This is a genomic window from Kitasatospora sp. NPDC058046, assembly GCF_042885595.1.
GTDB lineage: Bacteria > Actinomycetota > Actinomycetes > Streptomycetales > Streptomycetaceae > Kitasatospora.
Genome location: NZ_JBHVRS010000040.1, coordinates 1 through 21,494, shown reverse-complemented (window position 1 = coordinate 21,494; position 21,494 = coordinate 1). Strand labels below are relative to the sequence as shown.

At 68.7% G+C, this 21,494-nt stretch carries 23 protein-coding genes, 1 tRNA gene and 1 pseudogene; 9 read left to right on the top strand and 16 right to left on the bottom strand.

From position 1 onward, the window contains the following. Positions 1–138: 138 nt before the first annotated feature. Positions 139–567 (bottom strand): IS200/IS605 family transposase, encoded by a 429-nt coding sequence (gene tnpA, locus ACFVU7_RS42830; protein ID WP_388051849.1) that lies wholly within the window; start codon positions 565–567, stop codon positions 139–141. A gap of 47 nt (positions 568–614) precedes the next feature. On the opposite strand from tnpA, the gene ACFVU7_RS42825 reads away from it, so the two are divergent. Then, on the top strand, positions 615–1,829 hold the full coding sequence (locus ACFVU7_RS42825; RefSeq protein ID WP_388051879.1) for an RNA-guided endonuclease InsQ/TnpB family protein: 1,215 nt from the start codon (positions 615–617) through the stop codon (positions 1,827–1,829). A gap of 1,027 nt (positions 1,830–2,856) precedes the next feature. Here ACFVU7_RS42825 and ACFVU7_RS42820 read toward each other — a convergent pair. From ACFVU7_RS42820 to ACFVU7_RS42785, 8 genes are all read right to left on the bottom strand, one after another. Then, entirely contained in the window at positions 2,857–3,447 is a 591-nt protein-coding gene (locus ACFVU7_RS42820; protein WP_388051846.1) for a hypothetical protein, read from the bottom strand. Further along, positions 3,440–5,239, bottom strand: a complete 1,800-nt coding sequence (locus ACFVU7_RS42815) for a type IV secretory system conjugative DNA transfer family protein (RefSeq protein ID WP_388051844.1) — start codon at positions 5,237–5,239, stop codon at positions 3,440–3,442. Before ACFVU7_RS42815 ends, ACFVU7_RS42820 begins: the two co-directional genes overlap by 8 nt. Next, positions 5,230–6,480, bottom strand: a complete 1,251-nt coding sequence (locus ACFVU7_RS42810) for an ATP/GTP-binding protein (protein ID WP_388051841.1) — start codon at positions 6,478–6,480, stop codon at positions 5,230–5,232. Before ACFVU7_RS42810 ends, ACFVU7_RS42815 begins: the two co-directional genes overlap by 10 nt. A gap of 129 nt (positions 6,481–6,609) precedes the next feature. Next, positions 6,610–8,097, bottom strand: coding sequence for an SCO6880 family protein (locus tag ACFVU7_RS42805; protein ID WP_388051838.1), 1,488 nt, complete (start codon positions 8,095–8,097; stop codon positions 6,610–6,612). A gap of 53 nt (positions 8,098–8,150) precedes the next feature. Continuing rightward, entirely contained in the window at positions 8,151–9,539 is a 1,389-nt protein-coding gene (locus ACFVU7_RS42800) for a hypothetical protein (RefSeq protein ID WP_388051835.1), read from the bottom strand. Then, positions 9,539–9,814 (bottom strand): hypothetical protein, encoded by a 276-nt coding sequence (locus tag ACFVU7_RS42795; protein WP_388051832.1) that lies wholly within the window; start codon positions 9,812–9,814, stop codon positions 9,539–9,541. Before ACFVU7_RS42795 ends, ACFVU7_RS42800 begins: the two co-directional genes overlap by 1 nt. Further along, positions 9,804–10,517: a hypothetical protein gene (locus ACFVU7_RS42790; protein ID WP_388051829.1), complete on the bottom strand. Its 714-nt coding sequence runs from the start codon at positions 10,515–10,517 to the stop codon at positions 9,804–9,806. Before ACFVU7_RS42790 ends, ACFVU7_RS42795 begins: the two co-directional genes overlap by 11 nt. Positions 10,518–10,606: 89 nt before the next feature. Beyond that, on the bottom strand, positions 10,607–10,912 hold the full coding sequence (locus ACFVU7_RS42785) for a hypothetical protein (protein ID WP_388051826.1): 306 nt from the start codon (positions 10,910–10,912) through the stop codon (positions 10,607–10,609). Between the two features lie 376 nt (positions 10,913–11,288). Here ACFVU7_RS42785 and ACFVU7_RS42780 point away from each other — a divergent pair, with 376 nt between their 5' ends. The 4 genes and pseudogenes from ACFVU7_RS42780 to ACFVU7_RS42765 all read left to right on the top strand — a co-directional run. Beyond that, on the top strand, positions 11,289–12,443 hold the full coding sequence (locus ACFVU7_RS42780; RefSeq protein ID WP_388051824.1) for a hypothetical protein: 1,155 nt from the start codon (positions 11,289–11,291) through the stop codon (positions 12,441–12,443). Continuing rightward, complete coding sequence (locus ACFVU7_RS42775; RefSeq protein ID WP_388051821.1) at positions 12,440–13,156, top strand: hypothetical protein; 717 nt, start codon at positions 12,440–12,442, stop codon at positions 13,154–13,156. The genes ACFVU7_RS42780 and ACFVU7_RS42775 overlap by 4 nt, the downstream gene beginning before the upstream one ends. Before the next feature lie 42 nt (positions 13,157–13,198). Beyond that, entirely contained in the window at positions 13,199–13,405 is a 207-nt protein-coding gene (locus tag ACFVU7_RS42770; protein ID WP_388051818.1) for a hypothetical protein, read from the top strand. Between the two features lie 30 nt (positions 13,406–13,435). After that, positions 13,436–13,654 (top strand): annotated as a pseudogene (locus tag ACFVU7_RS42765) (hypothetical protein); the annotation flags it as partial. 277 nt (positions 13,655–13,931) lie between these two features. Here the strand turns inward: ACFVU7_RS42765 and ACFVU7_RS42760 are convergent. The 4 genes from ACFVU7_RS42760 to ACFVU7_RS42745 all read right to left on the bottom strand — a co-directional run bounded on the left by ACFVU7_RS42760 (position 13,932) and on the right by ACFVU7_RS42745 (position 15,907). Next, positions 13,932–14,318, bottom strand: coding sequence for a hypothetical protein (locus tag ACFVU7_RS42760; RefSeq protein ID WP_388051816.1), 387 nt, complete (start codon positions 14,316–14,318; stop codon positions 13,932–13,934). Further along, the gene (locus ACFVU7_RS42755; protein ID WP_388051813.1) at positions 14,315–14,554 is read right to left on the bottom strand and encodes a hypothetical protein; all 240 of its coding nucleotides are present in this window, start codon (positions 14,552–14,554) and stop codon (positions 14,315–14,317) included. Before ACFVU7_RS42755 ends, ACFVU7_RS42760 begins: the two co-directional genes overlap by 4 nt. Before the next feature lie 184 nt (positions 14,555–14,738). After that, on the bottom strand, positions 14,739–15,113 hold the full coding sequence (locus ACFVU7_RS42750; protein WP_388051811.1) for a hypothetical protein: 375 nt from the start codon (positions 15,111–15,113) through the stop codon (positions 14,739–14,741). A gap of 257 nt (positions 15,114–15,370) precedes the next feature. After that, complete coding sequence (locus tag ACFVU7_RS42745) at positions 15,371–15,907, bottom strand: GNAT family N-acetyltransferase (protein WP_388051876.1); 537 nt, start codon at positions 15,905–15,907, stop codon at positions 15,371–15,373. 154 nt (positions 15,908–16,061) lie between these two features. Between ACFVU7_RS42745 and ACFVU7_RS42740 the strand changes: the two genes are divergently transcribed. Both ACFVU7_RS42740 and ACFVU7_RS42735 read left to right on the top strand, forming a co-directional pair. Further along, the gene (locus ACFVU7_RS42740; protein WP_388051808.1) at positions 16,062–16,370 is read left to right on the top strand and encodes a hypothetical protein; all 309 of its coding nucleotides are present in this window, start codon (positions 16,062–16,064) and stop codon (positions 16,368–16,370) included. Further along, complete coding sequence (locus tag ACFVU7_RS42735) at positions 16,367–16,555, top strand: hypothetical protein (protein WP_388051805.1); 189 nt, start codon at positions 16,367–16,369, stop codon at positions 16,553–16,555. The genes ACFVU7_RS42740 and ACFVU7_RS42735 overlap by 4 nt, the downstream gene beginning before the upstream one ends. 267 nt (positions 16,556–16,822) lie before the next feature. On the opposite strand, the gene ACFVU7_RS42730 is transcribed toward ACFVU7_RS42735, so the two are convergent. From ACFVU7_RS42730 to rfbB, 3 genes are read right to left on the bottom strand one after another with little or no spacing between them, the layout of a single operon-like run. Continuing rightward, positions 16,823–17,920: a DegT/DnrJ/EryC1/StrS family aminotransferase gene (locus ACFVU7_RS42730; protein WP_388051802.1), complete on the bottom strand. Its 1,098-nt coding sequence runs from the start codon at positions 17,918–17,920 to the stop codon at positions 16,823–16,825. 19 nt (positions 17,921–17,939) lie between these two features. Then, positions 17,940–19,106, bottom strand: a complete 1,167-nt coding sequence (locus tag ACFVU7_RS42725) for an NAD(P)/FAD-dependent oxidoreductase (protein ID WP_388051799.1) — start codon at positions 19,104–19,106, stop codon at positions 17,940–17,942. Between the two features lie 43 nt (positions 19,107–19,149). Then, positions 19,150–20,148 (bottom strand): dTDP-glucose 4,6-dehydratase, encoded by a 999-nt coding sequence (rfbB, locus tag ACFVU7_RS42720; RefSeq protein WP_388051797.1) that lies wholly within the window; start codon positions 20,146–20,148, stop codon positions 19,150–19,152. 340 nt (positions 20,149–20,488) lie between these two features. Here rfbB and ACFVU7_RS42715 point away from each other — a divergent pair, with 340 nt between their 5' ends. After that, complete coding sequence (locus ACFVU7_RS42715) at positions 20,489–21,265, top strand: GntR family transcriptional regulator (protein ID WP_388051794.1); 777 nt, start codon at positions 20,489–20,491, stop codon at positions 21,263–21,265. Between the two features lie 114 nt (positions 21,266–21,379). Then, positions 21,380–21,456: transfer RNA gene (locus ACFVU7_RS42710), tRNA-Met, on the top strand. Positions 21,457–21,494 lie beyond the last annotated feature (38 nt).

Here is a 21,494-nt window from a genome sequence, read left to right as displayed (position 1 = left end):
CAGGATTGTCGGAGAACTGGAGGGGCGGTCCATCCCCTGATCTTCGCGGGGAATCCCGGCATTTAGGCCAGGCGGGAATGCGATCCTTGGCCCGGAGCCGCGAAGCGGCGGAGTTCGCTGCGGCTCCGGGGGTGACGGTCAGTTGGGCCGCTTCTGGCTCTCGATGTAGTCCTTGACGATGCTGAGCGGTGCGCCGCCGCAGGATCCCGCGAAGTACGAGGGTGCCCAGAACACGGACCCCATGCCGATCCGGTTGATCCGGCCGGTGTACTCGGCGCGCAGGTACCTCGAACTGACGCCCTTGAGGCTGTTGACCAGCTTCGACAGGGCGACCTTCGGCGGGTAGTGCACCAGCAGGTGGACGTGATCGCCTTCGCCATTGAACTCGCGTAGCTCCGAGCCGAAGCTGTCGCACACATCCCGCATGATGGTTTCGCAGCGGGTCAGCATGGCGTCATCGAGGATTCCGCGCCGATACTTGGTGACAAACACCAAATGCGCGTGCAGATTGTGGACGACGTGGTTTCCCCTACGTATATCGGGGTCTGGTTCCCAGCGTGGTGACATGGGCCAAGTGTAGTATGGCCGTGTTGACCTTGAAGGGGGTGGGCCGGATGATCCGTGCGTACAAGTTCCTCATGCGGCCCACCGTGGGCCAGACGATCGCGCTCGGCGAGATGCTGCGCGATCACTGCTCGCTCTACAACGGGGCCTTGCAGGAGCGGCGTGACGCCTACCGACACGTCTCGAAGACGTCGATCAAGTACGGGATGCAGTCGGCGCAGCTCAAGGAGATCCGGGCGTTCGATCCGGAGCGTCAGGGCCGGTGGTCGTTCTCCTCGCAGCAGGCGACGCTTCGCCGTCTCGACAAGGCGTTCGCGGCGTTCTTCCGCCGGGTCAAGTCCGGTGAGACACCCGGCTACCCGCGCTTCCGGGGCGTGAACTGGTTCGACACGGTGGACTTCCCCAAGGACGGCGACGGATGCCGCTGGGATGCCACCCCGCACGACCCGGTCACCCGCGTCCGTTTCCAGGGCGTCGGACACGTCAAGGTCAACCAGCACCGCCCGGTGGCCGGCAAGGTCAAGACCGTGTCCGTCAAGCGCGAGGGCCGTAAGTGGTTCGTCGTACTGACCGCCGAGCAGGACCGGCCGGAGCCGCTGCCCGCGACCGGCAGCGTCGTCGGCATCGACCTGGGCATAGCCAACTTCCTCGCCGACTCAAACGGCGAGTTCATCCCCAACCCGCGTCACGGCCGCACCGCCGCCGCGAAGCTCGAAGCCGCACAGCAGGCCCTCTCGCGGTTCCCGCGCATGCGCCGCGACAAGCGCACCGGCAACCACCGGCGGGCGGTCGAGAAGGTTGCCACCCTGCACGGCAAGGTGCGCCGCCAGCGCCTCGACCACGCCCACAAGACCGCCCTCACCCTGGTCCGGGAGCACGACTTCATCGCGCACGAAGACCTCAAGATCCGCAACATGGTCAAGGCCCCCGCACCCAAGCCCGACCCCGACCGGCCGGACGGCTTCCTGCCCAACGGCGCGGCGGCCAAGGCCGGGCTGAACAAGTCGATCAACGATGCCGGTTGGGGGGTGTTCCTCACGATCCTCACCAGCAAGGCTGAAAGCGCCGGTAGGGAAGTGATCGCCGTGGACGCCCGCAACACCTCCCGCCAGTGCCCCGAATGCGGGCACACCGCGAAGGAGAACCGGCCCACCCAGGAGAAGTTCAGCTGTCAGTCGTGCGGCCACACGGCGCACGCTGACATGGTGGGAGCCACCAATGTTCTACGGGCCGGGCTGGTCCGTCGCGAGGCCAACCCGGCTTAGCGAGAAGCCCCGGCGTTTACGCCGGGGAGGAGTCACGGTGCGCCAGCTGAGTACTCGGGAGCTCAGCGAGAAGCGAGCCCGGTTGGTGGCCGCCCTGATCAAGTGCCAGGCGGACCTGCTCCGGACGGGCGCTCAGTCGGAGGGGACCAGCGGACCGGCTGAGCTGCAGCGACAGCAGGAGGAGGTGGATGCCGCGGCCACACAACTGCGTGTGATCACGGCCGAACTCAAGCACCGCACACTGCTGCGGCAATTGGTGGGCCGAGGCCTCGGAATGCGTCGGCGCCGCTTGCCGAGCGCCAACAAACTCAGACGTGGCACCGCAGACGCACGCCGCTCGGCTGTCGGGAGTGATGTTGATTTCGTCGCACCAGTAGCAGTTCCACCGCAGCGGCAGCTCGTAGTGGACGGTGAGGAAGCCCTTTTGTTCGCTGTAGACGGCAGCCAATGCCCGCGCCGCCTCCGAGGTGCCGACTTCTCGGACACTCTGTCTCCGCTGGCGTGACGCAGGCGGCGTGCGGGCCGCCTTATCTTCCAGAAGGCGGCCCGCAGCTCTTCCACCGTTCAGCGGAGTGGAAGCGGTATCAGCATGGCATGCCCCGGCCGGTCCGGCTGTACATGTGTGCGGCGTGTCCTCACCGCGATCGGGATCATCACCGGCAGTCGGGCAGCGCAAAGCGGGCCGCTCCCGGCTGGTCGCGGCCCGCTCTTTGCCCACAGCTCACTCATCCGCAGAGCTACGTGTGCGCGCTTCGAGGATGGCACCGTCCCGCAGTCCCGGCCCGCTTCCGGTACGGCGTGTCGCCCGTAGCGCGTGATCGTCGTCCCCCGTACACCCCGGCAGAGAGGCCCCCTATGTCCGAAGACGTCCGCGCGATCCACCAGCGGGGTTCTCGCTACTACGTCCACCCCGACGCGGGCGACCTCGCCCCCTCAGTGGCATCCATCCTGAACTGGAGGCCAAACCATTCCTCCAGGACTGGTCGGCCGTGCATCTGCCGGAGCTCGATCATTCAGGGCTACGCGGTCACTCGCTAACCGACGGAGGCTCTACCATTTCAGTTGGTTCATCCTCACTCGGCGGCCCGGCTGCCCGTACTTCTTCGCAGTAGGCGGGATCGGTACCGAAGGGGACGCGGGACTTCGGCTCGTGGAAGCCGTTGACACATCCGCCGAGCCAGTTCCGGTTGATCCGCTCGATTGCGCGGGCCAGAGCATCCTGCCACAGGTAGGGGGAGGCCCCGACGTCCTCCTCCGAGACGTATGCGGAGGAGTGCGACGACCACAGGGCAGTGAGTTCCTCGACGACCGATGCGTGTCGCCACCAGCACTGCCGAGGAAGTTGTTCGGTCGTCAACTCGTAGGCATCCGCAAGCCAGACCACCCACGCGACGAACTCCGGCCACAACGCCGCCGCCTGTTCCTTGCTCAGTGACCGCCACAGCACCGGCGCACCGGCGGCACGGTCGGTTGGTCTATCGCTGGCGCCGCCCTCATCGGCCCCGGCACCGCCAGAGGGCTGCCGTCCCTCAAGGGTGTTCAGACGGACCGCGATCGACGCCAGCTCCGCGTTCATTGACGCGAGTTCCTCGAACAGCGGGTCAAAGGCGTCAGGCATCAGGGGCTACCTCCGGGTTGACCATCGCGAGCGCCTCCCTGGTGGCTGCCGCGATCTCGGTGCCCCGCGGACCCTCGTAGGCGCGAACGAACCGCACCCGCGTTGCCGGAGTACGCCGGTGGACCAGCAGTCCCATCCGCTCCTCCAGCATGCGGATGTCGCTGGGCTCGAGCGCGGCCCGTCGTCGCACTGAGAGCGAAGACGAGACCCGGTCCCCGTCGTCCGAGACGGATTCGGTGTCCTCGTCGAACTCGCCGACAAGGGCCGAGTAGGCTTTGAGTTCCTGCTCGTCGGAGACACCACCGAGGATGATCTTTGCGGTGGCGGCACCGAACAGCTTCCGCACCCCGGTCTGGCCCCAGCGCTCCTCCGCCTGCGCCAAGTTCTGGAGAACGGCGGCGACGAAGATGTTCTGAGAGCCGCTGACGGACATGAAGCTCGGGATCTGGGGGAGCGGGGCCACGTTAGCGAGTTCGTCCAGGAAGCACCCCAGCGGCGGGTCCAGTCGCCCGTTGGGCATCCGGGCAGCGACCTTCTTTGCTGTGTCGAGAATCGCCTGAACGAACGTCGCCAGGATCGGTGCTAGAGCGCTGCCTTCCTCTTCGTCGCCGATCAGGAACAGTGTCCCGCCGCCGCGCAGCCACGCTTCGATGTCGAAGTTGCTCTCCTGCGGGGCGAAGATCCCCGCGACCCGCTCGTCGTACAACGCGATGAAGCTCTGCTCCGCGGTGCGCCACGACGCGCTGCGCTCCTCCGGTGCGGCCGAGTGCTGCGCTGCCAGGGCTCGGGAGAGCTCGACCTTGCCGTGCCGGGCGAGGATGTCGACTGCCTCCCGCTCGGCCGGGGAGGTCGCCCACTTCAAGATGTCCAGGGCGTTGCGACCCTCGAGGGCTGCGGCATGCAGCCAGCAGGTGATGAGCATCTTCGCGTTCAGGGTGAAGTAGCCGCCGTTCTTGGTCCCCTCCTCTGACTTCGTGGAGGAGGTGAGGGTCTCCGCGCGGCGCCGGGCGGTCTGGAAGTCTTCGCAGCCATCGATCAGCGGCCACTGGAGCTGGTAGGGCCAGCCGGATAACCCCGTGGCATCCAGGGCCATCACCTTGCCGTGGCGCTCACGCAGCTTTGCCGTGGCGAACAGGACGTCGGTTTTGCTGGACGTCGCGAGTACCGTGCCTGCGAAGTCCAGGATCGCGGGCAGGATCAACTGCTGGGTCTTGCCCTCACGTGGCGGGGCGACGATCAGCAGGCTCTCCTCGATCGTCAGCCACAATGGCAGCCGTGCCGGGTCGGCGGTGCCGCAGAACACCGCGACCTCCCGCACGTCGACCGAGCCGGCCGGGGCCTTGGCCAGGCTCGGACGCAGCGACGGCAGGCGAGCGAGGGCCTTGGCCTCGCCCATGGCGTTCTCAAGCTGCTTTCGGGTGGCCAGGCCGTCGGCGCCATCGGACAGGCGGCGTTGCCAGCGCAGCCACAATGCCTTGGTGAGGTAGAAGGCCCCAGCGCACTCACTGGCGAACAGACCCCAGAATGGGATCGGCCCGCCTACGCCCGACCCGCGAGGGAAGGCGGCAGCCGGGTCCGTGAAGTGGATGAACACGTCGGCGGAGGCCGCACCAGCCTGGGTCCAGGTTATGCCAGCCGACCGGTGGTGGGCCGGGAGGCTGGATAGAACCCCCGCGAGCCAGATGAGGGCGGACAGGACGACGAGTGCCAGGATGAGGCTGATCCACCAGGCGTCCCGGCCCAGGCGGAGCCGGGCGGCGGAGATCGGCGAAGCCACCTTGTTCAGGCCCACGAGGCGTTCCCCTTGTGCAGGGCGATGAGCGGCGCCTCCGAGCCGGTGGCACGGCTGGCAACCCCCTCGCTCATCCGACTGTTGGTATTCGTCAGCCGAATCTCGGCTGACGACCGGATGTGCTGCACCAGAGATATTCGGCCACCAACCTGCCAGACGGCTCTCCCGGGGGCGCACACGTTGGCGCCGTCGGCGATGGCTTCCCGGGCCCACGCGGGAAGTTGCAGGTAGTCGGCTGTCGCGTCGGCGTCCGACTTGTCGAGGTGGTAGAGCACCCGAGTGGCCGTCAGCTTGAGGATCGCCATCGCTTCGGGTGACTCGTCGACGTCCATGTCGCTCAGGTGGTGAACGACTGCCGTGAACGACAGGCCCAGGCGGCGGCCGTAGCGGAGGAACTCCTCGAAGAGCCGGGCCACCGGGCGGTGGCTGAGGATGTGCCAGGCCTCCTCGACGATCAGCGTGCGCTTGACACGGTCGCCCGGACGGATCCAGCCGAACCGCAGCCACGGTCCGATCACCGACATCAGCAGTGGCATCGCCATGCCCTCGCGCGGAAGCCTGCTCAGGTCGAACACGATCAGGCGCGCGTCGAGGTCAATGCCGTCCGTCGTCGGCCCGTCGAACAGGCCGGCCAGGTCACGGGACGGGGAACACAACTCGTCCATGGCCAGCGACGCCGGGCGCCCCCACCGTCCGAGTTCCGCGGCGGTGACGGTCTTCTTCCCGAGGTCGGCCGGCTCCGGCGCGGTGAGCGCATTCAAAACATCTGAGAGGATCGGCACCCGGTCCGCGGCCGCCGCCGTGGTGACGGCGACCTGATGGGCGACTGAGAGTGCGAAGCGGGTCTCCGCGGTCATATCCCCTTCGATGATCTCGATCATCGAGCAGAGGATCTTGAATTGGTGTTCCGACGGGATCCGGGGATCGAGCGGATTGATCCGTACCGCCCCATCCTCGCCGGAGCCGCCGTAGATGAGGCGAATCGGCTTGATACCCAGTGCCCGGGCGATCGAGTCCCACTCGCCGACCCCGTCCTCGCCCTGCGCATCCAGGACGGCGAACGCCCGGTCCTGGAAGCGCAGCTGCCGTAGCACGTAGCACTTCTCCAGGGCGCTCTTGCCGTAGCCGCTCTTGCCGAGGATGAGGATGTGGCCGCTGGGCAGTCGCTCACGCGCCGAGGGGTCGTACAGCACGAACGGGTCGTAGATGAAAGCCTTCCCGGAGTACATCTCCCGGCCCACGATCACTCCTCGCGGGTCTCCGGTCGGCGCGCCCACTGCCGGATACAGCCCGCAGGCCTGAGCTGTGGTCGTTCTCAGGGCCCGGCGGCAGGTCTGCCGCTGGGGCCGCAGCATCTCCAACATCGCGGCTCAGCCCTTCAGCAGGCCGCCGGCCAGCGGCAGCGTATTCGCGTGGGCACGGAAGTGTTCGTGGTCGCACCACTCCAGGCTGAGATTGGCGCGGGTGGCCTGAGCGCGCAGTAGGTCCCGGTGCTGACGCAGTTTCTCCGCGTTGGGCGCGGTGACGGTCACCCAGGCAGCGAGCCGGACACCGGCGGCACCGTTGGCGATGTCGTACATCGTGGCGGTGGCTGCGCGCCGGTCCTTGGCCTCGCGCGGGTCGTTGACCTTGCCGGCCTTGCTGTCCGCCTGGCCGATCTCGTTGGTGACGTCCGCCATCGCCTCGCGCAGCGCCTCGTCGCTGGTGACCAGGTCCATCGTCACGGAGACGGTGAAGATGACATCCTGGACGTACAGCAGCAGCGGCGCCAGGAAGTTCACGCCAACCGGCAGCACCGGTAGCTGCTTCCACCAGGCGGTCACGCTGTGCCAGGGCTCGGCCCCCTCCCAGCTACGGGACAGCATCGCCGCCGGATCCCGCGCGTCGACCTCCGCCGGCCAGGCCGTCGCCCGGTCCATGCCCCGGGTGTCGTTGATCCAGTGGCTCGGGTCGTAGCTGTGGTGCAGCCAGCTCGCTAGAGCTGGCTCGTCCAGGTTCCGCACCCAGCGCAGTTGCGCTAGACCCAAACGCCGGATGAACTCCTCGAGCTCCTTGCCGAGCACGATCCCGAACCCCTCGTGCAGGGTGCGATACCGGCGGGCCTCTGCGACCAGCTCAGCGTCGTAGGGGATGCCCATCACGAGCAGCAGCCGTCGGTCCTCGGCGGAGATCGCCACCGTGCGCAGCAGTTGATCATAGGAGTCGTGCAACCACTGTGGGGCGCCAGGGTCACGCCGGGCCTCGGCATCACGAGCATGGGCGTTCGGATCGGTCGGCACTACCCGGCTCACCCATTGCAGCCGGCGCACCCGCCCGCCGGAGTCGGCGGTCGACTTCAGCAGGAACTCCCAGGCGCCGACCAGCAACTCCTTGTCCTCCGCGTCCAGGCCGCCGAAGTTCTTCTGCCCCTCTACCTCGATCGCGGCAGTGAACATCGCCTCGTCGGTCTGAAGGAGGATCGCCAGATCCCCGTACGCGGTCCGCGCGCTGATCCACTCCATGTCCGGGATGCCCGGCGGCGGCGCTACTTTCTCCGGCCTTCCGTCCCCGCGCCGGCCCACCGTCGGAGCGATCGACCGGTACAGCAGGCGCCCATCGCGCAGCAGCCGCCGGTGCGTACGACGGATTTCCCACCACTTCAGGAAGGTCCGGCCCTGCCAGGGTGCCAGCACGGCCCACCCGCAGAACCCCACAGTCGCGGCGCATCCGAGCAGTTTGAACGGAATGCCGGGCGCCACCCACAGCAGCAGCAATCCGCCCATCACGCCCGCGGCGAGTACCCACTGTTCGTCCATCTCAAGGCGGCGGCCCAGCAGGCCACGCGGCCGCGGGCGGGGGAAAAGGAAGGTGCGGGGCATCGTGGCTCCTAAGGGCTGGCACGTGGGGTGCTGTGGCTGTCCCAGGGCTTGTGTCATTCGCCTTCGTCAGGGGGCTCTTCCACGGGACTGCCGTCGGAGAAGGACTCGGCGGGCGCAGCGGCGGTCGACCACGCCTCCGTGCCGGACGGGTCGGCCTCGGCCGGCCTCGCGGGAGTCGCCACTCCGCGGTAGCCGCCAGGCCCGGACGCAGACCCACCCGATGCCGGTGAGTCATCCACGGACACCGACGACCCACTGACTGGGCCCCCACCAGAGGCCGTCGTACCTTCAGTCGCGCCTGGCTGCGAATCCGCGCTGTTCGCCATATTGTCCGGGCCCGACTGTGCTTGCTCCCCGGAATCCAGCGCCTGGTCGTCCATACCCTGGGACCGGCCAGGTGCCCCGGCGGTGCCGCTCGCGGTACTCGTGCCGCTGCTCTGCTTGTCGCCTTGTTCCGTGGCGGCAGTGGCGCCGTCCACCCCGCGCGTCGCGGTGGCCTCGACCTCCGGCTGGCCCCGTTCCTGGGCGACCTTCGCGAGCCCGACGCCCGGGACCGCTGCGCCGCCAGCGGCCGCAGCGTCGTTACCGCCGCCGTCCTCATCTTCCGTGTCGTCTCTGTCGGAGCCGCCGCTGAGCTTCGACTTGATGTCGCCGAAGCTGGACTTGGCGGACTGGGTCACGTTGGAGAGACCGCCCTCCATTTGCTTGCGTGAGCTGAAGACATCCTGGAGCTGGTCGCCGAGGATCGGAATGAACTTGGCGACCTGGACCGGGAGGTAGAGGGCCAGGAAGAACAGTGCGACCGCGGTCAGGCAGGTCCCGAAAGCTTCGCCGGTGCTGGTGCGCTCGCTGCTCTCTCCGGCGAGCAGCCCGGAGGCGAGGGCCAGGGTTGTGAAGGTCACGTACTTCGAGGCGATGATCCCGACGACGATCCCGAACCAGCGCCTGGTGTGGCCCCAGAGGTCTTTGTCGACCAGGCCGGCGAAGACCGTGGGGCCGAAGACGAGGCCGGTGTAGATCAGGGCGTTGCGGACGATGATCTCGAGCCAGACGCCAAGGATCGCCAGCAGAAGGAAGGAGCCGACGGCCAGAACGATGAGCGGGCCTCCGGGGATCACCAACAGTACTAGGAGCACGCTTCCGAGTACCGGGCCGACCTTCAGCAGGTCCTGTGTCACGGGCGCCAGCATCGCCTCCGCGATGCCGTCGAAGATCTGGGTTATGTAGGCGATGCCCAGCGGGGCGAAGGCGGAGGTTATGACGGACAGAAGGAGGTACCCGACAGATTCCCCCAGGGCCTGCAGCGGGTTGAGCCCCTGGATGGCCCGCTTCGCCACCGCCACGAGCCACAGTACGACGGTCAGCACGACTGAAGCGCCGAAAGCCATGGTGTAGGTCCGGACGAACCCGGTGTTGCCCCAGTCGATCTGTGTGATACCCATCAGTGATTCAGGTCCTGGGTCATGGAATTCAGCGAGCTCGATACGGACTTCGTCAGGACGCGCGCGACGTAGCCCAGCGGATCCTTGGCGAAGTCCACCGTGTCGGTGACGGTGTCGACGCCGCGGCACAGATTGTCCATGAACGGCAGCTTGCAGGCCTGGTCGGTGAAATCGTTGGCGCGCGCTGGAGGCGCTGATACGAGTGCGAGAACGACCAACCATGCTGTCGCGAGTGACAGAGCGGCGCGGCGGGCACCGGATCGGTCAGCCGACATAGGGAGGAGCATCGAAGTCCCTGTTCGTCGAGGAGAACACGTCCACCGGGGTCGGCTTCTGGCCTGTGGTCTGCAAGGGAGTCGGCCCGTTGGCGGCGGTGATCGAGGACACCTTCCAGTCGCCGTTCTGCCAGATCAGGACCAGGGTGTAGGTCGACCAGGAGGCCGAGACCGGAAGTGGTGCGTTCGCACTCGCGACCCCCACCACCCCGCACATCCACACGCTGACCGTGGCGACCTGCGGCGAGTAGCTGGCCACCCGGGAGCCCAGCGGCGAGGCCCGCGCGATCAGCTGCCCTGAGCCCTCGACCGTCAGGCCGAACGCGGAGGCCAGTTTCGCTGCCGCGTCGTTGTCCTCCTTGAGCTGGGAGGGTGCGGCCTCGGACGTCATGATCGCCTTCAGGATCCGTTCCCGGACCTGGCCGTCGGTCAGGTAGGCGACGCTTGAGCGAGCCAGTTCGTAGTTGACGGCCGCGGCGACGGCGCCCTCTCGGGAGTTCGTGTAGCCGATCGGCACGCCGTCGACTAGGCGCAGCCCGGCGGGCCGCCCGCCCGTGCCGGAACCCGACAGGCTCTGCCCGCCCGCGCCGGCCCCCGCCGCGGCAGGCGCCGACCCGGAGGCAGCGTTCGTGCCACCCTTTCCGCCGGGAAGCAGCGCGATCCCGACGATCAGGACGACCACGAGAGCGCCCAGCGTGATCACCGGACCCCGCCATACCCTTGCGGGCGCCTGCTCGGGGCGCTCCGCAGCGATGACTCGCGTACCGCTTTCGGAATGCCGCCTGCGACGCATTAGATGCCCATCCCGTACACAATGGTGAAAAGCGTTCCGATCGAGGCCACGATGAATGCCGCGATCAGGCTGCCCGCCAGTTCCTTCTGTCCCTGTTTGACCTGGACCGTGTCATGCTGCGAATTCCCGACACGCAGGTGAACGATGCCAATGAGCGCACGTCCCAGCAGGACGAGGATCACCGCGGCCATGATGGCCTGGATGACCGTTCGCGCCGTCGTTCCGACCTGGGCGAACGGACCCCAGTCCGGAGCCAGCCCCTTTACCAGGCCATCGACCGTTCCCGTGGGCGGGGATTCGGCCAAAACCTCTGTATGAACTGTGCGAAGCACAGACCCAACCTTTCCCTAGAGATCGGGCGCAGATAAAGCACCCCTTGCCCTTGTCAGGTAAATGGCAAGAGGATTGCGAATCCGTGCCGTAGCGGCTAACCTCCGAGTTCGGGAAGGATTGGCGGAAGTCGACCCCGAGGACCCGGCCATTTCCTCCCGCCCTTTGAATAGCAGCAGGCCAGCTGTCGCCCCTATTACACGCGCCGAGGGGCTGTGACGGCAGCGCATTCACATCACATAGGGCACAGGAATCCGCAGGACGGGAAACTACCGGACGAAATCCCAGCCAACGGGATTCGCATGTACCTGCTGTCACCCCGGACGCGCCCTCAACCGAAGGGACGGAGCGGTGAGGAAGATCGCAATGGGCCTCCTCGCACTGCTGCTCATCACGGCGGGCAGCCTGTCACTGATCCTCGTGGCGGCTGCCAGCGACGCCGAGGCGGCGGCCAACACCATGACATGCACCAGCGCCATCGACCCGGTCGGCAACGGCCAGCAAGGCCCTGGGAGCGCCCCCGCCGCAACAGGCTGGAGCGATGCCTTGGACCAGAAAAGCCAGGCAATCGTCGTACCGATGAGCCCGCAAGGCCCCCAGCAGACCCCACAATGGTCCGACCAGCAAAGACGCAACGCGGCGACCATCACCAACGTCGCACGGACCAGGAACCTCAGCCCACGGGCGGCCGTTATCGCCGTCGCCACCGCCGCGCAGGAATCAACCCTTGAGAACCTCACCCACGGCGACCGCGACAGCCTCGGCCTCTTCCAGCAGAGGCCGAGTCAGGGGTGGAGCACCGCAGCTCAGATCACCGACCCTGTCTACGCCTCCAACGGCTTCTACGACACACTCGTCAAGACCCGCGACTGGCAGACACGACCCCTGACAGACGTCGCCGCAGACGTCCAACGCCCCGACGAGCGCTACCGCTCGGCCTACGCCAAGTGGGAGCAGAGCGCCGCAGGACTCGTCAGCACCACCTGGGGAAGCGCAGCCGTCACCTCCGTGTACAAGGGCTGCGACACCACGACCCCCACCACCCCTGACCCCACAGGCAACTTCACGGCCCACAACCCCCGTACCGCCGCCCAGGCCGCCGCAGCAGCCCGAGCCGCCTCCACGAGCGGACGTTCCGACTTCTACCGCCTCTGCGACAACTTCGTGGCCCAAGCCTACGGCTGGGGATCATCCGGCTCCGAGACCGCCAACGTCCACTGGCAGCGTCTCGTCGCCACCGGCGACGCCCACCCGGGCGACAACGCGCCCCCCATAGGAGCACTCCTCTTCTACGACTCGGGCTCCGCTGCCGGCCACGTCGCGCTGTACCTGGGCAACGACATGGTCGCCAGCAACGACATCGCCGGCGACGGCATCATCGGCATCCGCCCCCGCACCGACTTCACCAACGGCACCTGGCACTTGCGCTACCGCGGCTGGGCTGCGCCGGCCTTCCCCAGCGCCGGAGGCACCAGCACCCTGCCAGTCCCTGGAGGAACGACGTGACCGACATCCAGGTTCGCATCAGCCCGGACGGCGCAGCACTCATCGACGGCGAGCCCACAGACGTGCCTCCCGGCGTTGACCCAGCACGCGTCGTCCTGGAACTGCTCGCCCTCGACGCTGCAGGCTCGGGAACACCGATTGCAGCCGCCATCCTCGACACCCGCACCGAGCAGCGCCTCAGACTGCAGATCAACCCGGACGGGAGCACCCGCCCACTGGCCCTGGGCGAGCCACTCGCCCCACCGGCCGCCACCCCGACCCCGGTAGACGAAGGCAGCCCCGCCTCCGAACACGGCCTGGCCTTGCAAGCGGTGTACGAGGCAGGTCGAGTCCACGACTTCGCCCGCGCCATCGCGCAGGCAGATCGCCTGCTCGCCAACCTGTCAGCCTCTCAGGGTGAGTACCACCGCGCCACGCTCACCACCGCCGGCGTGCGCGCCGACCTCGCCTGGATGTCGGGAGACTACGGCTACGCCGCGGAGCTGTGGACCTTCATAGCCCGGGCCTGGGCGCAGGCCGAAGGCCCTGCAAGTCTGTCCGCACGCTCCAGTGCCCGCCAAGCCGCCGCCTCCTGGAAGGACACCCCCGACGCGCAGGCCCTCGCCAGCGCGCAGCCGCTCCTGGAGATGCTCACCGCCATCGCCCCAAGTCCCGCTACCAATGCCACCGTTCTGGCGGTTCGTCATCGCATAAGCCTCCTCGCAGCGGCGTGATTCGCGCTACCGTGGGCTCCTCAGACTGAAAGGGAAGCCGCCATGTTCGAGCTGGTGCTGCGCGCGCGCAGGTATATCCGATACTTCCCACACATGCTCGTCATCATAGGGGGCCTTACGGCCGGGCCGATGGTGAAGACACACGATCTGGCGGCCAGCTTTCCGAGGCTCCTCGCGCCGATCGCCGTAGTCGCCGTGGGCGTGATCCTCGCCTTTGTGTTTCCGCCGCATGGCCGGCGTCGGCGATGAGCTGACAGCCTGGGTAGATTCCCGCCGGGAAACGGCCTAGGCCTGGACCACTTCGAGGGCCGCACCTGGCGAGGCTGGCACCACCACGTCGCCCTCGTCACCGCCGCCCACGCCTTCCTGGTGTCGATGTGCCCGGCCTTGACGAGTTGTTCGTGGAGCCAGCCGGGGGCGCGGCGGTACATGGCGGCCAGGTGTCGATGTCGACGCGGGTGTGGTGGTGTTGGGCGATGGCGGGCAGGGTGGCGGTGACCAGGTGTCTGATCATGGTCTGGTGGTCGGTCTCGGTGGCGGCCCGCATGGTGGTTCTCAGGGGTGGGTGGAGGGTCTGCGGGCGTTGTGTCCGAAGTTCCTGATCACTGGCGCGGTGGGGTCCTGGTACGGGTCGGGGGTCCGAAGCCTTTCGCCCCGGTGGTCGGTGTCGGCGTGGGGCCGGTCGACCTGGGCGGTTCGGCGGTGGCGCAGGGCGGCCGTGTGGCCGTGGTCGGGGGGCTGCGGGTCGTCGGCGTGCCAGTGTGGGGTGGCCGTGTCACACGCCCCGGACGTCGGAGTGGGCCGTGTGGCCGGTCAGGCGCAGGGTGATGCGGGTGCGGACGAGGTCGCGGGGGGTCTCGTAGCGGTGGTGTTCGGTCGGGGACAGGCGTCCGCCGCGCAGCGTGCCCATGTAGGGGTATATGCGGGGCATGGACTTGGCCGCGACGGCCGTCTCTTCCATGTCCGCGGTGATCAGGTAGGGCTCCCCGGAACTCGGTAGGGGCAGGGGGGTGACGTCGGCCCACTCGCGGATCGGCAGGTGGACGTAGGCCCGGGAGAAGCCGGGGTTCGCCTCGGCGACCCGTTGCACGATGTGTTCGGCACAGGCGGGGGAGTCCTCGGCCAGCAGGGCCGTGCCGCGCGAGATGAGGAGCGCGGTCACCGGGTCCGTCTGCGCAGGGCTTGGTCGGCCCGCTTGGCTTCGGCGTAGTCGTGTAGGGGCATGCCCCGGTCGTCGAGCCGGGTGTGCGGCCGGCTCTCCGGGACGCCGAGCTCACGGCGGAGCTTGTCGAGGGATTCACTGGCCTGGTAGCGGTGGACGGTCTGCGCGCGCTGTTGGGGGGCGGGTTCGGGGATGTCGGGGCCGGGGCGGAGTGCGGGCGGGGTCTTCATCGGCATCGGAGGGTCCTCGTCGTTGTCGGGTGGGCAACGGGCGGGGGCTGTCACCCCTGCGGGGGATGGTGGGGGTTGTGGGCGCTGCGGGAGCATCGGGGCGGGAGCCCCTTGCCGTGCAGGGAAGGGGTGTTGAGGGGCGGGTGCCCGCACCGTGGCCCGGCCGCGGGCACCCGCTTTGTTCCTGCGTTCAGCCGTCGGCGATGGTGACGGCGAGGTCGGCCTGCGGGTGGTGGGTGACGCGGACGGTGGCCCATTCCCGGTCCGGGGCGGTGCCGGGGTCCGGCTCGTAGTCCCAGTGGCCGATGTCCTGGGCGACGCGGCGGGCGTGGGTCAGCAGCGCCTGGCCGAAGTCCACGGCCGCCTGGTCGCCGGGGTGGCGGTGGCGGGAGGCGCTGGCGATCAGATGGGAGGCCACGCGCTCGAAGGTGTCGTGGGCGGCGTCGCCGCTGACGTCGCCGAGGCCGGGCAGGGGGCCCAACGGCCCCTGGCCCCGGAACTCGTACTCGGTGTACCACTGCTTGCCGTGGGGCTGGAAGCTGTCGGGGCCGGAACTGTTGCTCACGGTGTCCTCGTGGGTGGGGAGGTGGGATGCCCGCCCCGCGCCGGAGTCGGCCATGGCAGCGTCCGGGGCGGGCGTGGTGGGCCGGTCCCCCGGCCGTCTGTCAGAACATCGGGGGACCGGCGCGCGCGACCCGGGGTTCAGAATCCCCGGGGCGCGCCCCGGCACGGTGCGGCGACCGTGGGCCGCGTGCCGGGCGTGGTGCCCCTGCCCTGGCAGGTGGGTCTCGTGCCACCTGCCGGGCGGGGAGTCCGTGGGTTCTAGCCGGGGTGCCGGAGGCCGGGAACTGGGTGACCGACCAGCGCGGCGGTGAGGAGAGCATGCTCGACGGGCGGTGCGCAGGGCCTGCCCGTTTGTGTGGGGACGCATATGGCGTAGGTGAGGAAGCCATTGCGTTCGCTGGTCGGTGCGAACCCTGCCTTGAGGAGGATGCGGCCGGAGGCGGGGTTGTTCGGGCGGTGCTTGGCTCGGACCTCCGGCAGGTGGAGGTGGCCGAAGGCCAGCGCGAGGATCCGGCGGACCGCTTCGGTGGCGTAGCCATGGCCCCAGGCGTCCGTGCGCAGGATGTAGCTGACGGCGGCGACGGGGCGGTCGTGGTGGAGCTTGACGATTCCGAGGAGGTCACCGTCGACGTCGATGCCCAGCACGTACAGCGTGCGCGGCGACTGTGCCGCAGCCGCGATGATGTCGCGCAGGCAGTAGCGGGCTTCGTCGGCGTCCATGGGGGCCCGGCCCAGGTACCTGACCGACTGCGCGCTGTAGATCCGCAGCAGGGCCTCCGCGTCGCCGGGGACCAGCTCCCGGGTTGAGCCGCAGCCTGGCGGCGAGGTAGGGCCTGCTGCGGTTGGCGGCCGGGGGCTCGGAGCTGAAGTCGGTGGTGAGCATCGCCGCGAGCTCGCCGGAGCGGCTGTTGGTGTCCAGGACCAGGCCGATCACCAGGAGGATGCGGGCGTGGTCGTCGTCCAGGAGCGGTTCCTGGTTGGCCTTGTCGAGGTAGCGGCGCAGGCCTCGGGCTTCGGCGCTCGTCGTGCCGCGCTTGGCTGCCGGGGCTGCTGTCCGGTGCCGGAGGTTGAAGGGTCGGCCAGCCACCGTGGAGAGGGCGTTGAGGCAGCCGACGCGGACCCGGTTGGTGGCGGCCGCCGTGGCGTCTTCATCGCTTGGAGCGGTGCGGTAGAGGCCGTCCTCGGCTGCTGCGAGGAAGGCGTCAGGACGAGCAGGGTGAGCGGGCCGGAGGCTGGCACGGTGGGGTGGGTGGTGTGAAGGACGGCTTGCTCCAGCTCGCCCATCACGGCGTTGTACTGGCGGGCCCGCTCGGCGGTGAAGTCGGCGCGCTGGAGAAGAGCGGCGTGGGCTCGGCGAAGGTCGGCGAGGGTGGCGGGGTGCGGGGCCTGTGCGACGACGGGTCTGCCCTTCAGGTGGGTCTGATCGGAACGTCACGATATTAACGGGCCCGGTATCTGTGCCTTGAACTGGCGAAATCCGCAGATCAGGCATCCTGGGTCGGGGGTTGGCCTCGATTGCTCCACGCGTGGTGCCTGGCTGGGCCGCACCGTTGGCGCTGTTCAGCTGAGCGCGACGCGGGCGGCGGTCTCCCACTCGTACATCTGCCGATCGCGGCCGAGGATGTTGAGCTCGGCCGCGATGACGCGGGTGGTGGCCGGGCGGTGTTCTGTTGTCAGCTACTGGCCGTTCCAATCCTCCCCGGAGGCCTGTCAGGCCTGGTTGTGTGGGGGGTTCCAGGTGTTGACGGCGTTGATGATGTGCTCCTGTTGGTCGGGGGTGAGGCCGGGCCACAGTGGCAGGCACAGGTGGGTGGCGGCGAAGTGGTCGGCGAGCGGGTAGGTGCCGGTGAAGCCGAGGGCGCTTTGGTGGTGAAGGGGGTGTTCGTAGACGCCGCGTGCGGGGGTGATGCCGTTGGTGGTGAGGTGGTCGTGGAGGTGGTTGCGCAGGATGGGGCTGGGGAGTTGGACGATCGCCTTGTGTCCGCTGTAGCGGTGTCCGGATCGGAAGGGGACGGTCACCTGGGGGTGGCGGATGCGTTGGGCGTAGGTGCGCAGGAGGTTGTGGCCGTGCTGCATGGGGGTGGGGGTGGTGAGCTGGGCGAGGCCGAGGGCGGCGGAGAGTTCGGGCAGGCGCCAGGCGCTGCCGAAGACGGTGTTGAGGCCGTCGGGGTTCTTGCCTTGGTCGCGGTACTGGCGGGCGCGTTGGGCGAGATGGAGGTCGTTGCTGGTGATGAGGCCGCCTTCGCCGGTGCTGAGGATCTTGGTGGCGAAGGTGGAGAAGGCGGCGGCGTTGCCGAGGGAGCCGGCGGGGCGGTCATCGGTGCTGGAGCCGTGGGCGTGGGCGGCGTCCTCGATGATCAGGAGGTCGTGGGTGGTGGCGTGGTGGGTGATGTTGTCGAGGTCGGGGGTGATGTGGCCGCCGATGTGGACGAGGATCACGGCGCGGGTGCGGGGTGTGTGGGCGGCGTTGATCGCGTCGAGGGTGGCGGTGAGGCCGGCGTCGTAGAGGATCGGGTGGGCGCCTGCGCGGATGACGGCTTCGGCGGTGGCGTAGTTGGTGTTCGCGGGGACCAGGACGTCGGTGCCGCTGAGGTCGAGGGCGCGCAGGATGATCTCGATGGCGCTCGTGCCGGAGGAGACTGCGACGGCGTGCTCGGTGCGGGTGAGGTCGGCGAAGGCCTCTTCCAGTTGCTGGGTGTAGGGGCCGAGGGTGAGGCGGCCGCTGTTGAGGATCTGGATGGCGGCGGTGAGGAAGGTGTCCTTCTGGGTGGTGGTGAGCTCGGTGCGGAACGGGGGGATCACGGTCACTGGGGGCTCCTTGCCGGGGTCAGGCGGACAGGGCCGGGGCCCACGGTTCGACGGCGACGAGGCCGGCGGGCACGTCGACCGCGGGGCGGGGGTGGATGAGCAGGGGTACGGGGTGGCCGAGGATCTGGGCGGAGCAGTCGGCGCTGGCACGTCCGGCGAGGGTCATCTTTCCGGGGAAGACGGTGTGCAGGCCGGTGATGCCCTCGCTGCGGGCGTGGTCGATGATGTGCCAGCCCGGGTTGAAGCGGCCGGCGAGGGCGTCTTCGGTGGCGACGTAGTCGGTTTTGCCGACCGTGTAGGCGGTGGCGGAGGGCAGGTCGACGGTGCCGGGTTCAAGGAGGCGGCCGAGCTGGTGCAGGAGTAGTTGGGTGCGTTCCAGGGTGACGGGGTAGCGGCGGCAGCCGGTGACCGGGGGCTGGATGCCGCCGTAGAGGGAGGCGAGAACGGCGCCGTGGGCGGGCATGGCGACGGGGCCGGACTGGTTGGTGAAGATGATGCCGCAGGGGAGGTCGCCGGGCAGGTGCATCATCATGTCGAGGCGTGAGCGCAGGTCGGCAGCGTGGATGGAGTTGAGGCTGGCGAGGAGTCGGGCGGTTCCGAGGCCCGCGGCGAGGACGATGTGGTCGGCGGGCAGGGTTTCGCCGGTGCCGGTGATGACGGCGGTGGTGCGGTTGTTCGGGGCGTGGATGGCGTGAGCGGCGGTGCCGAGGACGAAGCGCACTCCCGCGGCCAGGCACTGGGCGGTGGCGGCGATGAGCAGGCGCCGGGAGGAGATGGAGCGTTCGGCGACGGCGATCAGGTGCTGGCCGGCTACGGCGTCGGGGCGCACGTGGGGAAGGTCGGTGGCCTGGACGGTGTGGTGGGGCAGGTGGTGGGCGTCGAGGGCGGTGCGGAAAGCGTGTTCGTCGGCGTTGTCGAGGACGTAGACGGCGTCGGCGGCGGTGACCTGGGCGTCGGGGGCGAGGAGGGCGACGAATTCGTGGGCGCGGCGGCATTCGGCGACGACGTGTGGGGACTGGCGGGCGTACATGGCTCCGGAGTGGAGCATGCCGTGGTTGGCGCAGGTGGCTCCGGATCCGATGCGTTCGGCGTCCAGGACGGTGACCTGGTGGCCGGCGTGGGCCAAGCGCAGGGCGGTGAGGAGGCCGGTGATGCCGGCGCCCACGATGAGGGTCTTGGTGGACACGGGGTCGGTTCCCTTCCCGGGTGCCGACCCCGTGTCGCGGGGGTCAGCGCCCGATCTCGGCGTACTTGGATTCGGTGCTGGTCTTCTGGGCCTGCCACCAGGGTTGGTTGTCCTGGTACCAGGTGATGGTGTCCGTGAGGCCCTGGCGGAAGTCGGCGTAGATGGGGGCCCAGCCGAGGGCGCGGAGCTTGGAGCTGTCGTTGGCGTAGCGCAGGTCGTGGCCGGGGCGGTCGGCGACGTGGTCGTAGGCGTCGGCGGGGTGGCCGAGGAGTTCGAGGATGAGCTGGACGATCTGCTGGTTGCTGCGCTCGTCGCCGGAGCCGATCAGGTACGTCTCGCCGGGGGTGCCGTGGTCGAGGATCGCGTGGACGGCGGCGTTGTGGTCGTCCACGTGAGTCCACTCGCGTACGTTGGTTCCGTCGCCGTACAGGCGGGCGTGCTCTCCGGTGAGGAGGTTGGTGATCTGCCGGGGGATGAACTTCTCGGGGTGCTGGTAGGGGCCGTAGTTGTTGGCGCAGTTGGAGATGGTGGCCTTCACGCCGTAGGAGCGGGCCCAGGCGCGTACCAGCATGTCGGAGCCGGACTTGGTGGCGGAGTAGGGGCTGGACGGGTTGTGCGGGCTGTCCTCGGTGAACAGGGCGGTGCTGTCGACGGGCAGGTCTCCGAAGACCTCGTCGGTCGAGATGTGGTGCAGGTGTTTGCCGTGCCGACGTACGGCTTCCAGGAGGCTGAAAGTGCCGTGGACGTTGGTGCGGACGAACGGCTCGGGGTCGTGCAGGGAGTTGTCGACGTGCGACTCGGCGGCGAAGTGCGCGACCACGTCGGTTTCGGCGATGAGTCGGTCGACGAGGTCGCGGTCGCAGATGTCGCCGACGACCAGCTCGACGCCGTCGAGGCCGGCCAGGTTGTCCTTGTTGCCCGCGTAGGTGAGGGCGTCTAGGACTCGGATCCGGTACTCGGGGCGGTGCGCGGTTGTGTAGCGGACGAAGTTCGCGCCGATGAAGCCGGCGCCCCCGGTGACGAGGAGGTTTTTCTGGCTCATAGCGCCGCATCCTACGATGCGTGCACAGGTGCCGACGAATCGTCATATCAGAGATTCTTCAAGGGAGTTGGTCTTGTTTTGCCGGTCATTCGGTGCGGCGGCGAGCCTGGAGTGGACCTCGCGGCAGCGCGGTGACCGCGTGTCCGGCGGGGCTTGGCCCCTTGTCGGTTCGGTCGGCGGACGGGCGCCCGACACCGAGGAGACCACAAAACGAATCCTCGAAATCACAGAGCGTTAGTCCTAGTCCTAATATCCGGCCCGGCGCGGCGCCAGTCAATAGGGCTAGGACTAATCTTGGGGGCGGACTATGCCAGCGACACCACCGACCGAGGACAGCCCCATGGACACCCCCGACCCCACCGCCAAGCAACGCCTCGCCGCACTCCTGCGCACCGGCATCACCGACGGCACGTACCCGCCCGGAACGACGCTGCCGAAGATCCTCGACCTCGCCGCCCAGCACGGCATCGCCAAGCAAACCGTCCGCGAGGCCATCACCCTGCTGGAAGAAGAGGGCCTCGTCGAAGTCGTCCGCCGGCGCGGCACCGTCGTACGCGCCGTACCCGAACACCGACGCATCACCCGCGCCCGCCAGGTGTTCCGCGATGAACGCGGGTACTACTTCGACCCCGCAGCCCAACCCTGGATCGCCCTGCGCACACCCACCGTCAGCTGGGGACCCGCCCCCCGCGACATCGCCGCCATCCTCGGCGTCGCCCCTGCGGCCCCCGTCCTGATCCGCGACCGCCTCATGGGCACCCCCGACACCCGCGAACCCGAACAGCTGGCGACCAGCTACCTCCCCGAGCACATCGCCCGCGGCACCCGGCTCGCCGAAAAGGACACCGGCCCCGGCGGCATCTACGACATCCTCGAACGCGACCTCGGCCACGACCCCCTCACCTGGCACGAGAGCATCGGCTCCCGCATGCCCACCCCCACCGAGGCCACCGACCTCCGACTGACCAAGGGAACGCCGCTGCTGCGCATCATCCGCCGGACCACCAGCCCCGACGGCACGCTGGTCGAGGCGCTCGACACCCGGATGTCCGCCGAGAAGTACGAGATCGGCTATCCCGTCACCCGCCACCCCAGCGCCGAACGCCCCACCCCCTGAACGTGCCGTCTGCCGCAGCCCCCGAGGACTGGCGTCGTGCGGTGCGCGCCCACCGTGCCGTGCTCCAGATCGTCCGCGAGCCCGCCGCGCGCAGATCCCCGTCGGGCCTACCGACGCGGGGTGGAGCAGCTCCGTAGCTCGCTGGGCTCATAACCCAGAGGTCGCAGGTTCAAATCCTGTCCCCGCTACCACGTACGTCGCAGGGGCGGACACACGATGTGTGTCCGCC

What these genes read in the sequence shown, in the direction of transcription:
- rfbB (WP_388051797.1), bottom strand. Translation starts at nt 20,148, where the DNA reads ATGAGCCAGAAAAACCTCCTCGTCACCGGGGGCGCCGGCTTCATCGGC.
- ACFVU7_RS42800 (WP_388051835.1), bottom strand. Translation starts at nt 9,539, where the DNA reads ATGGGTATCACACAGATCGACTGGGGCAACACCGGGTTCGTCCGGACC.
- ACFVU7_RS42770 (WP_388051818.1), top strand. Translation starts at nt 13,199, where the DNA reads ATGTTCGAGCTGGTGCTGCGCGCGCGCAGGTATATCCGATACTTCCCA.
- ACFVU7_RS42805 (WP_388051838.1), bottom strand. Translation starts at nt 8,097, where the DNA reads ATGCCCCGCACCTTCCTTTTCCCCCGCCCGCGGCCGCGTGGCCTGCTG.
- tnpA (WP_388051849.1), bottom strand. Translation starts at nt 567, where the DNA reads ATGTCACCACGCTGGGAACCAGACCCCGATATACGTAGGGGAAACCAC.
- ACFVU7_RS42755 (WP_388051813.1), bottom strand. Translation starts at nt 14,554, where the DNA reads ATGCCGATGAAGACCCCGCCCGCACTCCGCCCCGGCCCCGACATCCCC.
- ACFVU7_RS42825 (WP_388051879.1), top strand. Translation starts at nt 615, where the DNA reads ATGATCCGTGCGTACAAGTTCCTCATGCGGCCCACCGTGGGCCAGACG.
- ACFVU7_RS42820 (WP_388051846.1), bottom strand. Translation starts at nt 3,447, where the DNA reads ATGCCTGACGCCTTTGACCCGCTGTTCGAGGAACTCGCGTCAATGAAC.
- ACFVU7_RS42715 (WP_388051794.1), top strand. Translation starts at nt 20,489, where the DNA reads ATGGACACCCCCGACCCCACCGCCAAGCAACGCCTCGCCGCACTCCTG.
- ACFVU7_RS42795 (WP_388051832.1), bottom strand. Translation starts at nt 9,814, where the DNA reads ATGTCGGCTGACCGATCCGGTGCCCGCCGCGCCGCTCTGTCACTCGCG.